Genomic DNA, 13,761 nt, shown 5'->3' on the forward strand with positions numbered 1-13,761 from the left:
ACCGCTCCCAAGGCAAAAACCTACCAAAAAGGACAGGTTTGTTTTGGCAGGTTTTATCTGGGAAAACGCGAATGGCCGCTTAACACGACATTACTCAGATGTTTATCTATTTAGAGCGCTCTAATTTATATGCAAAGCGACTTTTAATTATATCTTTCCCGAACTTTTTAAATATATAATAGGGATGCTTAGGTGTTAACTATACTTTCTTTTATACTCAACCAAGTTGGAAAGGAGGTTCCATGATTCCCAAATACGAGGCGATAGCTGCAGATATTCGTCGCACTATCGAGGATGGCGCTCTTAAACCGGGCGACAAGCTTCCTACCGTCGTTGAGTTCTGCAAGCTCTATAACGTTTCCAAAATCACCGTCAAACGAGCTATTGAACAAATCACCGAAGAAGGTCTTATTACCAGCCGGCGTGGATCGGGTACCTACGTTAAGGACACGGCGGGGCTTCCCGGCCAGGCGTTTTTCCAGGGCAAAAACGACCGTACCCAGGGTTTTTCGTATGAGCATCGCGGGGAGAAGGTGACCTCGGTGGTCTACGATTTCTCGATCGTTAATCCACCAGCGGACATCGCAGCCCAGCTGGGAATTGCCGAGGATGACTTTGCCTATCACGTCGTGCGCGTGCGTCAGGCCGATGAGAAGCCCATCGTTATCGAGTACACCTACATGCCCCTCGAGCTGATTCCAGGCCTTAAAAAGAAGGACCTGTACGGATCGGTCTACCGCTTCATCCGCGAGCAATGTGGGCTGAAGATTTCGAGCTTCCACCGTACCATTCGCGCCGTGGCAGCAACCGAGGAAGAAGCCGAGCGTCTGGACACCAAACTTGGCTCTCCCCTGCTCGAGCTCACCCAGATTGGCTTTTTGGACAGCGGCGCCGCCTTTGAGTATTCGATCTCGCGCAACGTTGGCGATCGCTTTGAGTTGCACAACGTAACGTTGGCATAGGTTTTTGTAGTCACGCGGGCGCTCGTTTTGAGCCGTCTTACGCGGCACCCGCACAACCTTATGGGAGTATGCACATGTCCGATTTGATTAAACTCACGCCGATCTTCCACGAGAAGATCTGGGGCGGCCGCCAGTTGGAGACCGTGTTTGGCTACGACATTCCCGAGGGTCCCATCGGTGAGTGCTGGGCCATCTCGGCCCATCCCAACGGCGACTGCCAGATTGCGGAGGGACCGTACGCCGGCCACACGCTGTCGTGGCTGTGGGCCGAGCACCGCGAGCTCTTTGGCAACTGCGAGGGCAAGGAGTTCCCGCTGCTCATCAAGATTCTGGACGCCAAGGACGACCTTTCGATCCAGATTCATCCCAACGACGAGTACGCCGCCAAGCACGAGAACGGCAGCCTGGGCAAAACCGAGTGCTGGTATGTACTGGACTGCGAGCCCGGTGCCACGATCATCGTCGGCCAGCGCGCGCACGACCGCGCCGAGGCCGCGCAGATGATCGAGGGGGGCCGTTGGGACGAGATGCTCAACGTGCTGCCGATTCACAAGGGAGACTTTTTCCAGATCGACTCCGGCACCGTTCACGCCATCAAGACCGGCACGCTGATTCTGGAGACGCAGCAGTCGAGCGACGTGACATATCGCCTGTACGACTACGACCGCCCCGGCACCGACGGAAAGCTGCGCCCGCTGCACATTGAGCAGAGCCTCGACTGCATCGACTTTGATGCTCAGGCTCCGACCGACGGCACGGTGACCGCGCCCGAGGTGGACGGCGTGACCGAGCTCGAGTCCAACCCCTGCTACACCGTCGATCGCGTGCGCGCCAACGGCAGCAAGACCCTCGACCAGCGCTGGCCCTTCATGTGCCTGTCGGTCATCGACGGCGAAGGCACCGTCTGCGGCGACCCCGTCCACAAGGGAAGCCACCTGCTGGCCCCGAGCACCGTCAGCTCCATCGACCTCGAAGGCAAGATGGAACTGATCATCAGCCACCTGTAGGCCACCGGTCCCCAAGCGCTCGCCGGGACGGGGCGCGGGGTTTGGTCGCCTGCTCGGACAGTCCTGCTCGCACGGAGAGCACATTAAGTGCTCTCCGGCTCGTGCGGAACTCGCGATCGACCAAACCCCCGCGCCCGTCCCGGCGAGCCTCTGGCTAGTTACGACAATCAAAAAGCAACAAGGGGCTCCCCCGCTCATCAAACGGGAGAGCCCCTCGCCATACATAACGAATCAAGGTGCCTATAGGTAGACCTTTTCGAGAAACGATAATGTGTCCTGAAGACGCGCTCTCTCTTTACGATCGGTCTGCCGATTTACATAAGAAGAAAAGTCCGCAAAGAAGTCTCCGGCATCAGCCCTCATTTGCTCTATTAGCTCCAAGCGAGCCGAAGGCGGCAACAAACCCGCAAGTCGAACAATATCCGAGCGATGCTTTCGTCGATCTTTATCGTTGCAATGGCGCCCTTCTTCATAGCTCCTATTGATATCAATGTGTGCACGCATCTTGAGGGGAATGATATGGAGCGCATCGAGCAACGTAATGCCCTCTACGTTCGTTGCGTTGTCGCGAATAAATTCGTAGTAGCCATCGTCGAGAATAATTGCCGAAAGACTTGATACGGCCCCGTCAAAGGAAAGAGGTGCCACTTCGCTCGTTTCATCTTCGAGCACAAAATCAGGATGTCGGGCAAATAGCTCAATTTGGCCGGGATAGTCTAGGACTTGCCTTGATCCTTCGGGCAAACAGAACCGATAGTAAGTGCACCTTCCATCGCCGACCTTTCCAGTCTCATATCCGGCAGCTTTGATAAATGCCCACAATGCAGTGGCGAATTCAACGCCTTTCCCATCAACAATTACGACGACATCCAAGTCTTCAGTAGCTCTAAACGAATCGCCCTCATTGTCAAATAGAACGCTGCAGGCCCCTCCACCAATAAGGACGTAACCGCCTTTACAGCCGCTCATGGCATCGGCAAATCGCTCTATTCCCCTCACTTTTGACATATCGTCCTCCTGAGCTGTTCGACCGCGTCGAGCAGACGATCTTCTTTGTAATCTGCTTTTGCGCAAGCAACGTATAAGGAAAACGGGTCGACACACTGCAAACCAGTCGCGTCAAAACTAATATCGGACGGCGCGTCCACGGAATACGACCAGACCTCAATCACAACTGCCGCCGGTTCGTACCACTGAGCCTCCAGCCATCTGTCGCCCATATGCTCTTTCAAGGCCTTTAGCTGATATTTTTCGAGAGCAATGGTTGGAGCAGAGTCTTCATGGGCAAGGTCGGACATATAGCTAAGGGCAGACACACCGGAAAGCAGCGCATCAACGGCACGTAGCTCTGTTCTCTCGATAACCTTCTTGAGCCGGATTCGCTCTAAAACTGGCGTGCGAAGATAGTCCTCAAACCCATCTAGCAACGTCTCGGTCGACAGCCCGGCGTCACACAATATACGCTTTTTGCCGTCCCGCATAATCAACCCAGGAGCTATAGCGGCGATTTCCGAAAGATAGCCGCTGACGCTTGCCGCGCTTTTGCCACACAGACGCGCTAGGTCGCCGGCGGAGCAGTCAACCCATCGTCCCGCAATGAGATTTAGGACGATTCGTTGAGATTGGGACGAAAGCGGAGCAGCGGGAGAAGCACCCAGCACTTCATCGGAAATAACGGCTCCGATAAACGGCAGGAACGCATTTCGCTCATCTCGGATATATGCGATTCCCTCCGAAGAAAGCGCGCGCATAAAACCTAAATCCATAGCATCCCAGCAAATTGCCACCGGACGAGCATCTAACGTAAGCACTGCATTGACGAGATTTCGCGCCGAAATGACACTGGGCGGTTCTTTAGGTTCCGCAACAATAAAACGGCCCTGCTCAGACATGCCAAGCCGTGCCAAGCGAAGCGAATACCGCTCAAGATACATGCGAGGAATCTGCATCTCAACTGGCTCCGGGTCGATGGCGAGCTCTAAAGAGAAGAGTCTTTTTGGGAGACAATTTAGCAGCATGTCCAATCACCCTTTTCATTTCAGTTACATTTTAGTATCTATCTGAAATTATACTGAATCGTATAAAATCATCAATCATCAAAGCCAAGCGCACCATTCAAAACGCAACAAGGGGCTCCCCCGTTCTTTAACGGGGGAGCCCCTTGCCATGTCTAAGTATTCAGCCCACCCGGCTCTCCAGATCAAAAAGCGGACAAGCAAAGCGACGTTCGCAAGCTGCAGGCCAAAACGCCACAAGGAAGAGGGCGCGCCGGGGGCTTTGGTCGATCGCGAGTTCCGCACGAGCCGGAGAGCACTTAATGTGCTCTCCGTGCGAGCAGGACTGTCCGAGCAGGCGACCAAAGCCCCCGGCGCGCCCGGTCAACCTCGCAGTTAGGCATTCAGCTTGACAATCGGCGCGAAGCCCTTCATCAGCTTTTTGGTCTGGCCGGTCTTTTCGAATTGAACCTCGATCATGTCTCCGGCGACCGAGATTACGGTACCCGTGCCAAAGGTCTTGTGGCTCACGGTATCGCCTGCGGCAAAGTCCTGCGACGCGCCAGCGCGATCAACCTTGCGCTCCACCGTCGGGGACACCTTGGACGACGGCTTTTTGGCTCGCGGCGCACCCGAACCAAAGGTCGAGGCAACACGGCCGGCATCGGGCGAAACCCCACGATGGCGCTCGGTCCCATAGCTGCTGCCGCCAAAGAAATCGTCAAAGCTCGATCCGCCGCGCGAACCGGAACCGCCGGTCGAGCGCGTATGCGAACCGAACACCTTGCCGCCATACATATCCGAACCCACGCCCGAGCCAAAGGTGCCGTGACGGTCGCCGCGCTTCTCCCAACCCGTGCCCTCAAAACCGGCAGAACCGATGCCGCTAAACTCGATGTCCTCAAACGGAATCTCGTTGAGGAAGCGCGAGCGCGGGTTGGCAGAGGTCGAGCCGTAGGTGCGACGCGTGGCCGCATAGGTCAGGAACAGGCGCTTACGGGCACGCGTGATGGCAACGTAGGCGAGGCGACGCTCCTCCTCGAGCTTGCCCGGGTCATCGCTGCCGCCAAAGTCGTGCACGTGCGGGAAGATGCCCTCCTCCATGCCGGCCACGAACACCGCCGGGAACTCCAGGCCCTTGGCGGAGTGGATAGTCATCATGGTAATGGCATGCGTCTCGCCGGCCAGGGAATCCAAGTCGGAGCGCAGGGCCAGCCACTCCATGAGTGCCGGCAGCGCCTTACAGGTGAGCGGACCGTAGGTGCGCTCGATCTCGTCGGCATGCACGGCGCCCGCCGGCAGCTCAGTCGGCGCGGCATAGGCGTTGCCCGCGATGGCAGCAGCCAAGGCATCCTGCGGCGAGAGCGCCGGGGCGGCCAGGCTATCGAGCGGATTGGAGCCAGCGGCATCGCGAGCGCCGACCAGCGCCTCAAACGAGGACGCGAGCGCGGACGGTCCCGGCTCGGGCGCGGACGCGCTCACCACGACGGGCTCGGCGCCGGCGGGCACGTCAGCAACACCGGCTGCGCGCAGCTCTTCCAAGCTCTCGAGCGTACCCTCGATATCCTCGTGCGTCTCCTCAAATTCGGCAGCGACGCCCAGGAATTCCTGAATGTTCTCGGCGCGGCTCTCGGACTCCATGGTGCCCTCAGCGCGGAACGCCTGCAGCAGGCCCGTCTTGTCGACAATCATCTCGACGACGTCCTTGAGCTCGCCGTCCATGCGACGACCCTCGCGAACCAGCGCCACAAAACTCGACAGGCCGTTACGCACCTTGGCGCTAAACATGCCCGTCTCGGCTGTTGCGATCTCGCAGGCCTGAAAGAACGAGCAACGGTTGTCGCGCGCCAGCTGCTCGATCTTTTGGATCGAGGTGGAGCCGATGCCGCGGCGCGGCGTGTTGATGACGCGCTTGACGCTCATCTCGTCTGCCGGGTTCACGATCATCTTGAGGTAGGCCATGACGTCGCGGATCTCGGCACGGTCGAAGAATCGCGTGCCGCCCACGATCTTGTAGGGCACGCCTGCGCGCAGGAACATATCTTCGAGGATACGCGACTGGGCGTTGGTGCGGTAGAACACAGCGATATCGTCGTAACTCGTGCCCTTGGAGTGCAGCTTTTCGATCTCGCCAGCAATCCAGCGGCCCTCGTCGCGCTCATCGCTTGCCTGGAAGGCCTGGATCTTCTCGCCGTCGCCCTCGGCCGTAAACAGACGCTTGTCCTTGCGTTGCGAGTTGTGGCGCACCACGGCGTTGGCGGCGCTCAGGATATGACCCGTAGAGCGGTAGTTCTGCTCCAGCTTAACGGTCTTGCAGTTTTTAAAGTCCTTCTCAAAGTCCAGGATGTTGGTGATGTCGGCGCCGCGCCAGCTATAAATGGACTGGTCATCGTCGCCTACGACCATGAGGTTTTGGTACTTGGCGGCCAGCAGGTTGGCGATCTCGTACTGGACGTGGTTGGTGTCCTGATACTCGTCGACGCTAATGTAGCGGAAACGCTCTTGGTACTTATCGAGCACCTCGGGGCGGGTGCGCAGCAGCTCAAGCGTGCGCACGAGCAGGTCGTCGAAGTCCATAGCGTTGGCGGCGCGCAGGCGGCGTTCCAGCTCCAGGTAGACCTGCGCGGCCTTTTTGTCGTTGGGGCTGTCGGCGGATTTGAGCATGTCCTCGGGGCCGATCATGGCGTTTTTGGCCGAACTGATCTTGCTGCGGATCATATTGATGGGGAATTGCTTTTGCTCGATACCGAGCGCCTGCATAATATCGCGCACCATGCGCTTGGAATCGTCGTCATCGTAGATGGTGAACTGACCGGTGTATCCCAGCAGGTCGGCGTCCTCGCGCAGCATACGCACGCACATGGCATGGAAGGTGCATACCCACATGCCACGGGTGCCGCTGGGAATGAGTGCCGCCAGACGCTCACGCATCTCGGCCGCGGCCTTGTTGGTAAACGTGATGGCAAGGATCTGCCAGGGCTTAACGCCCAGGTCGCCGAGCATATGTGCGATACGGAAGGTCAAGACGCGGGTCTTGCCCGAGCCGGCGCCGGCAAGGACCAGCAGCGGGCCCTCGGTGGTCAGGACCGCCTCGCGCTGAGCGGGATTAAGGCTGTCGATGTCGACGAGCGGCTTGGCGGGCTTGGGCGCCGGCGCGGGAGCGTCGTAGATGTCGAGCGGAACGAGCTCGGGCTCCGGCGCAGCAGGGGCGGTGTATGCATCGAGCGGCACGGGTTCCGGCGCGGGCGGCACAGGTACCGCGACATTCTTTTCCCAGGGCAAGGGCTGGGTCATGGGCGACTCCTCATCTGACGGACGGCGCGCCTGCGGGCAGCGCCATAGTTTGAGCCGCACCAGTATACCGAGCCGCGCGGACACCGACGCAAATCACACCACGACTCCGTGCGTCACCGTCAGGCTCGCCCCAACGGATTTGGTGCAATGGGGTCAGGTTAGTCTGCACCAATCTATTGACAATCACGAAACCGCCGATGTCATGGCAGCAGCAGCGAGCGACGGTCAGGGCGAACAAATTGGCATGAAAAGGGGGCGGCATAGACCTTTTGGTCATGCCACCCCCTTTGAATGACAAGTTGTCGCCCTGGCCGCCGCGCAGCGTCGACTAAGTTAGAGGCCGAGCATCGGCTCCAGAACGAAGAAGTATGCGAGCACTACGATGCCCAGGATGATGCGGTAAACACCGAAGCACTTGAAGTCGTGACGGCGGACGAAGCCCATGAGCCACTTGATGGCGATGAGCGACACCACAAAGGCCACAACGCAACCCACGCCCAGGATAGCGACCTCGTTGGCGCCGAACGTACCGCCCTTGATGAAATACTTGACCAGCTTGAGCGCACTCGCGCCAAACATGACAGGGATGGCCAGGAAGAACGTAAACTTGGACGCCACCGAACGCGTGCAGCCCAAAAGCAGGCCGCCGATGATGGTAGAACCGGAGCGAGACGTTCCAGGCACCAGCGAAAGCACCTGGAAGCAGCCGATACCCAGCGCAGTCTTCCAGCTCAGGTCCTCGAGCGTGGCGATGGAGCCAAAGTCCAGATTCTCGTCATCGTCCTCATCCTCAGCGGTAGCCGCGGCGGGCGCCGCAAAGTGCGCACCGGCGGGACGTCCACCCGACACCACAGCACGCGAACCAAACGAACCGGCAACGGCCATTTCCTCGCGCTTGCTCGCGCGCCAGTTCTCGATCACGATAAACAGCACGCCGTACACAATGAGCGCCAGCGCCACGACGGGAGCATTGTAGAAATGCTCCTCCATCCAGTCGTTAAGCGGCAGACCGATCGCCGCGGCGGGAATGCAGCCGAGCACAATCTTGCCCCACAGCACCCAGGTGTCGCGACGGCCCTCCTTGCCCTTGCTGGGCGAGAACGGATTGAGCTCATGGAAGAACAGCACACAGACGGCCAGAATGGCGCCGAGCTGAATCACGACCAGGAACATATTCCAGAACGTCTCGCTCACGTTCATCTTGACGAACTCGTCCACCAAGATCATGTGACCGGTCGACGAAACAGGCAGCCATTCGGTGATGCCCTCGACCAGGCCCATGAAGGCAGATTTTAGAAGCTCGATAATATCCAAAGGGACCCCCTCGTTAGACACCCGCCGATATTGTTCTGCGGACGGTGCGGGCGATGTCCCATTATCAACCGTTGGCGGCGCGCCTGCGCCTACCCTTACCAAAAAACTCGCCCGTTCACAGAATTGCGAGCGGTCAAACCGAAATCCTTGGGTATAACTGCAACAAGATAAAGTGTCCGGCGGCCAACGCGCCCGCGCCCGCCCGACGCACGAGCCCCGCGCCCGTGCGATAGACCAAGGAGGAAACCATGAACGAGGGCTACACCAAGGTATTTGTTTCACTCGACGGTACTGAGCAGCAGGATTTTGTGCTCGCACGCGCCATCAAGGTCGCCGCGAACAACGGCGCCAAGCTAATCATCGGCCACGTTATCGATTCCACGGCGCTCGAGAGCGCCGGTTCCTATCCGGTCGATCTGGTCAACGGCCTAGAGGAGGCATTTAAGAACTCCATCGCCAAGCAGCTCGAAGAGGCCAAGGCCAATCCCGACATTCCCGAGGTCGAGGTCATGATTCGCGCCGGCCGCATTCGCGAGACGCTCAAGGACGAGATGCTCGACGTGGTTAAGCCCGACCTGGTGCTCTGCGGCGCACGCGGCCTGTCCTCGATCAAGTATGCGCTGCTGGGTTCGATTTCGACGTTCCTGCTGCGCAACACGGACTGCGACATCTTGGTCGTGAAGTAGCGTTGCTCCCACCGGCCGCGGGGCCTGCGGGGTTTCCTAAGGGCACGTCCTCGCCGCGTTGCGGCTGCGGGATGTGCCCTTAGGAAACCCCTCCCGGCCCCGCGGCCTTCGCAGCCTTACTTCAACGAGTTGTCTGATGGAAAAATGGCGTGCCGCCCCGTTTGGGGCGGCACGTTTTTTATGGGGGATTCATTTGAGCCCCATAGTTGTGTTCACGTTCGGGAACATAGCGCCAATTGCCTTAGCTAAGTTCACGTTCGGGAACATTGCCGTCCGCACCGCAAGACGGCCCGACTACTCGAAATATTGGAACTTGTTGGTTGAGAAGGCGAATGTTACGACGAAGCCTTTGCCGGAGTCGGATGCTGCGGTGACGTCGATGCCCATCTTGGAGCACAGGCGCGCCACCAGGTAGAGGCCGATGCCTGTTGCGCGCTTGGTGGTGCGGCCGTTGTCGCCGGTAAAGCCCTTCTCGAACACGCGCGGCAGGTCTGCCGCACACACGCCGCAGCCGTTGTCCGCGACGGTAAGCTCGATGCGCTCGCTTGCCAGACCCTCGTCCAGCAACGCACCCGAAAACACGATCTTTGCGCCGTCCTCACGCGCATATTTAATGCTGTTCTGAATGAGCTGGCCCAGAATAAACTCGAGCCACTTCTCGTCGGTAAAGACCTCAAAGTCGAGGTTCTCGCACACCGGCGCCACGTGTGCCGCGATGAGCTCACGCGCATTGGCCTTGATTGCGCCCGTCACCAAGGTCTTGAGATCCCAGCGGCGAATCAGGTAGTCGCGCTCCACGACTTCCGAGCGCGCATAGTACAGAGCTTGGTCGATATAGCGCTCCACGCGGGCAAGCTCGCGTGCCAAATCGTCCACGCGCGACAGGTCGTCTTCGCTACCGTCCAGGTTTTCCAAAATCAGATGGGCCGCCGCCAGGGGCAGCTTGGCCTCATGGACCCAGCTCTCGATATAGTCGCGATAGTCATCGGTCTGACGGCGGCCTTCCACCACCTCATCGCATGCCGCCTTGCCCACCCGGCACAAGACCTCGTATTCGAGCTCGCCCTCGGCATAGGTCGGACATTGCACCATCTCCTGCACCCATGCGGGACTCTCGAGCTCCTCTGCCGCACGCTCCAGCTGGCGCAGAAAACGACGACGGCGCGCGTACTCGATCACGATGCCCAGCATGCCAAAGATAAAGGACACGCCGACCGCCACGACCACGATGGAAACGGGTGCGCCGGCGACCGTCAGCACAAAGCAGCTCAGCAGCACGCCGCACGTCCACACGGCGACGGGAAGCAGCGCATCTTTGAAGAATTTGGCGAACGACATAGCCGGCCCCTAGACCGAATAGCCCTGGCCGCGGTGCGTCGTCAAATACCCCTTGATGCCGATTTTTTCGAGCGTGGTGCGCAGGCGGTTGATGTTGACGGTCAGCGTATTGTCGTCCACGAAGGCGTCGGAGTCCCACAGGTCCTGCATGATGGCCGAGCGCGAGACGATCTTGCCCGCACGGCTCAGAAGCAGCGAGAGAATACGCAGCTCGTTTTTGGTGAGCTCGGTACTGGTACCGGTCTGCATGTTGGTGACCATGGAGCGAGCGAGATCGAGCTCCAGGCCCTTGTGGACAAGCGTGCTGCGCTCGCCCGCCGCCGCGGTACGACGCAGCAGTGCGTTGATGCGCGCCACGAGCACGCGCGCGCTGTAGGGCTTGGGAACAAAGTCGTCCGCGCCGAGCGTCATGGCCATGACCTCGTCGATCTCGGTCGTGCGCGACGTGAGAACGATGATGGGAACCTCGGATTCGCGACGGACCTCATGGCAGATGTGCTGACCGTCTTTGACAGGGAGCGTGAGGTCGAGCAGCACCAGGTCGGGCGCGGCGGCGAGAATATCGCGCGAGACATGTTCGAACGATTCGCAGGCCTCGACTTCAAACCCGGCGCGGGCAAGGATGTCGACAAGCTCACGACGAATGGGCTCGTCGTCCTCAACGACATAAATAAGCGCCATGTGTCCTCCCATTTCGCGTAACTTGCACCTTTCACACCATTATGCCCACAGCGTCGCAGCGATACGACCCCGTGGGCACCTAATGTGACAAAAGCGTTCGGTAGTCTTGAGAGAAAATAGGGGCCGACCGGTCCTAAACCGATCGACCCCATCACTTCGACCTCGAGCCTCTACTCAAGCGTACGCATGTATGCAGAGATGGCATCCAGGCCCTTCTGCAGGTCGTCGGTGTTATCGGAGTATGCATAGCCGATGCGCATGCTCTTGGGCTCCTCAAAGCAATCGCCCGGGGTGACGAGCGCGCCGGACTTCTTAATCATGTCGATGCAGAACGTCCTGGAGTCGATGTCGTAGTCGTAATACACGAGCGCGGTGGTACCCGCCTCGGGCTTAACGAACGACAGGTGCGGCTCGCTCTCGACCCACTTCTCCAGAACAGCAAGGTTCTGACGGACGATGCGACGGCTGCGCTCAAGGATCACGGAAGCGTTGCCCAGAATCAGCTCCGCCACCGACTCGCTGAATATGCCGGCGGAAATCAGGTTGTAGTCGCGATGCGAGAGCAGCGCGCGACGGAGCTCCGGACTCTTGGTGACCGCCCAGCCCAGACGCAGGCCGGCGAACGACCAGACCTTGGACATGGATGCGGTGACGATGGCCTTGTCGTACAGGTCGATCACGGACTCGGAGTACTCATCCGTCTGAGTAAGCAGACGGTAGACCTCGTCGCAGAGCACCCACGCGTCGTGTTTGCGTGCGACCTCGACAATCGCCTTGAGCGTATCGGTGTCGAGCAGGGCGCCCGTGGGGTTGTCCGGATTATTGATGCAGATGAGCTTGGTATCGTCGGTCACCAGAGCATCGAGCGCATCGACGTCGACGTGGTAGCCGTTCTTGCGGTCGAGCTGAAGGATATCGACCTTCGCGCCGCACATCTCGGGAATCGAGTAAGGCTGCTGGTAGGTGGGCTTGACGGAGACCACATGATCGCCCGGTTCGACAAGCGTGGAAATAACCAGGGAGTTGGCACCGGTCGCGCCGTGCGTGGGCACGATATGCCCGGGCTCGACCGTCTTATAGAGACGCGCGACCCCCTCGAGGAAGCCGGACTGCCCCTCGATGTCTCCGTAGGTGAATCGGCGCGAGCACAGGCTATCGAGCCACGCCTTCTTGTCGGTGTTCGTAAGCTCGAACAGCTGGTCAAGCGTGAGGGAGTAGACGCACGTCTCTGCAACGTTGTGGGTGCACTTGGTCTCCCACTCGTTCATCCACTGCTCGACAGCGAAATCCTTGATCTGCATTGTCTTTTCCTTTCCTTGGCTTTCTTACAGTTCCACCACGGTGCCCAGCCCCGCCTCGACGGCGCGGTCGTAGGCGATTTTCGATGCCGAAAGGTCCTGAACGGCGATGCCCGACGTATCGAACACTGTCACCTGTTCGTCATCCGAACGCCCCGTAGCCGTGCCGGCGATGACTTCGCCGAGCTCCGCTTTGATGTCCTCGGGCGTGATGGCACCCTCGGCAACCGGAATCTCCAGCTCACCGGACGCGACCGATTGCTCGCGGTCGTCGACGTAAACAGCGGCACGGGCGACAAGCGCCGAGGCGAGCTCCTGCTTGCCGGGCATGTCGGCACCAACGCAGGAGATATGCGTACCGAGACGCACCCATGCATCGGGGATGATGGGCTTGGTCGCCGGCGTGATCGTCACGATGATGTCGGCCTCTGCCGCGGCACCTTGGCCGTCGGCCGTCGCCTCGATGGAATAGGTGGATGCCTCGCGAGCATGCTCGCAGGCGCCCAAGATATGGGCGACCTCGTCTCGCATGCGCTCGACGCGGGCCTCGGGCGCGGCATCGGAAACCGGCTCCCACACCTTGACCTCGCTCACTTTGGGACAAGCGGCGAGCACGCCCGCCACCATATAGGTGCTCATATGGCCGGCACCCGCAACAAGCAGTTTGGACGCATCCGCCCGAGCCAGCCACTTGGCACCGAGTGCAGCGGCGGCACCGGTGCGAAGCCCAGTGACGGCGGAGGCATTAAGCAGCGCCAGCGGCTCGCCCGTCGCGTTGTCGCACAGCAGCGTGGTGCCAAAGATCTCGGGCAACTCCTTTTTAGGATTCTGAGAGAACCACGCAGTGAGCTTGAGACCGAAGAGGCCGCTTCCCGCCAACTCGCCCGAGCGGATATCCATATCGGCCACGTCGGGTTCAAACTGCTCATATACCATCGGCCACGCAACACCTTTGCCCGTTGCCTTCTGGCGATATGCCTCCTCCACGGCGGCGATTGCATCCTCGATCGTCAGCACCTTGGAAACTTCCTCGGCCGAAAGCACCACCATCTGCCCCATCATCGCTCCTCTCAGCGAAAGTTTTACGTTGCTTCACTGTACGGTTTAGCAATGATGCCGCCAAGGATCATTTCTTGTTGGAATCTACAACGATTCTCGGTCTGATTTTTCGTTCTATCAGCATGTAT

Annotated in this window: 11 protein-coding genes; 3 read left to right on the top strand and 8 right to left on the bottom strand. The window is 59.3% G+C overall.

The window, feature by feature from the left end; translation table 11 throughout:
* Positions 1-242: 242 nt before the first annotated feature.
* Both ABG996_RS06760 and ABG996_RS06765 read left to right on the top strand, forming a co-directional pair.
* Positions 243-962: a GntR family transcriptional regulator gene (locus ABG996_RS06760; protein WP_260700014.1), complete on the top strand. Its 720-nt coding sequence runs from the start codon at positions 243-245 to the stop codon at positions 960-962.
* A 74-nt stretch (positions 963-1,036) separates the two neighbouring features.
* Positions 1,037-1,969 carry a type I phosphomannose isomerase catalytic subunit gene (locus tag ABG996_RS06765; RefSeq protein ID WP_411266838.1) on the top strand — a complete coding sequence of 311 codons (933 nt, stop codon included), beginning with the start codon at positions 1,037-1,039 and terminating at the stop codon, positions 1,967-1,969.
* Between the two features lie 240 nt (positions 1,970-2,209).
* Here ABG996_RS06765 and ABG996_RS06770 read toward each other — a convergent pair whose 3' ends face one another.
* From ABG996_RS06770 to ABG996_RS06785, 4 genes are all read right to left on the bottom strand, one after another.
* A complete protein-coding gene (locus tag ABG996_RS06770) occupies positions 2,210-2,977 on the bottom strand; it encodes a hypothetical protein (RefSeq protein ID WP_152068460.1) in 768 nt (255 codons plus the stop codon).
* Complete coding sequence (locus tag ABG996_RS06775) at positions 2,965-3,993, bottom strand: hypothetical protein (protein WP_347479196.1); 1,029 nt, start codon at positions 3,991-3,993, stop codon at positions 2,965-2,967. The genes ABG996_RS06770 and ABG996_RS06775 overlap by 13 nt, the downstream gene beginning before the upstream one ends.
* A 366-nt stretch (positions 3,994-4,359) precedes the next feature.
* The gene (locus tag ABG996_RS06780; RefSeq protein ID WP_347479198.1) at positions 4,360-7,257 is read right to left on the bottom strand and encodes an ATP-dependent helicase; all 2,898 of its coding nucleotides are present in this window, start codon (positions 7,255-7,257) and stop codon (positions 4,360-4,362) included.
* 333 nt (positions 7,258-7,590) lie between these two features.
* Positions 7,591-8,571, bottom strand: coding sequence for an undecaprenyl-diphosphate phosphatase (locus ABG996_RS06785; RefSeq protein WP_055310402.1), 981 nt, complete (start codon positions 8,569-8,571; stop codon positions 7,591-7,593).
* A gap of 248 nt (positions 8,572-8,819) precedes the next feature.
* Here ABG996_RS06785 and ABG996_RS06790 point away from each other — a divergent pair, with 248 nt between their 5' ends.
* A complete protein-coding gene (locus tag ABG996_RS06790) occupies positions 8,820-9,257 on the top strand; it encodes a universal stress protein (RefSeq protein ID WP_006235921.1) in 438 nt (145 codons plus the stop codon).
* 294 nt (positions 9,258-9,551) lie between these two features.
* Here the strand turns inward: ABG996_RS06790 and ABG996_RS06795 are convergent, their stop codons facing one another.
* The 4 genes from ABG996_RS06795 to ABG996_RS06810 all read right to left on the bottom strand — a co-directional run bounded on the left by ABG996_RS06795 (position 9,552) and on the right by ABG996_RS06810 (position 13,633).
* Positions 9,552-10,595 (bottom strand): ATP-binding protein, encoded by a 1,044-nt coding sequence (locus tag ABG996_RS06795; protein WP_347479200.1) that lies wholly within the window; start codon positions 10,593-10,595, stop codon positions 9,552-9,554.
* Between the two features lie 9 nt (positions 10,596-10,604).
* The gene (locus ABG996_RS06800; protein ID WP_347479202.1) at positions 10,605-11,276 is read right to left on the bottom strand and encodes a response regulator transcription factor; all 672 of its coding nucleotides are present in this window, start codon (positions 11,274-11,276) and stop codon (positions 10,605-10,607) included.
* Between the two features lie 170 nt (positions 11,277-11,446).
* Positions 11,447-12,577: an aminotransferase gene (locus ABG996_RS06805; protein ID WP_347479204.1), complete on the bottom strand. Its 1,131-nt coding sequence runs from the start codon at positions 12,575-12,577 to the stop codon at positions 11,447-11,449.
* Between the two features lie 24 nt (positions 12,578-12,601).
* Positions 12,602-13,633 (bottom strand): ornithine cyclodeaminase family protein, encoded by a 1,032-nt coding sequence (locus ABG996_RS06810; RefSeq protein ID WP_347479206.1) that lies wholly within the window; start codon positions 13,631-13,633, stop codon positions 12,602-12,604.
* Positions 13,634-13,761: the final 128 nt, after the last annotated feature.

This window comes from Collinsella aerofaciens (genome assembly GCF_039836695.1).
Lineage (GTDB): Bacteria > Actinomycetota > Coriobacteriia > Coriobacteriales > Coriobacteriaceae > Collinsella > Collinsella aerofaciens_BD.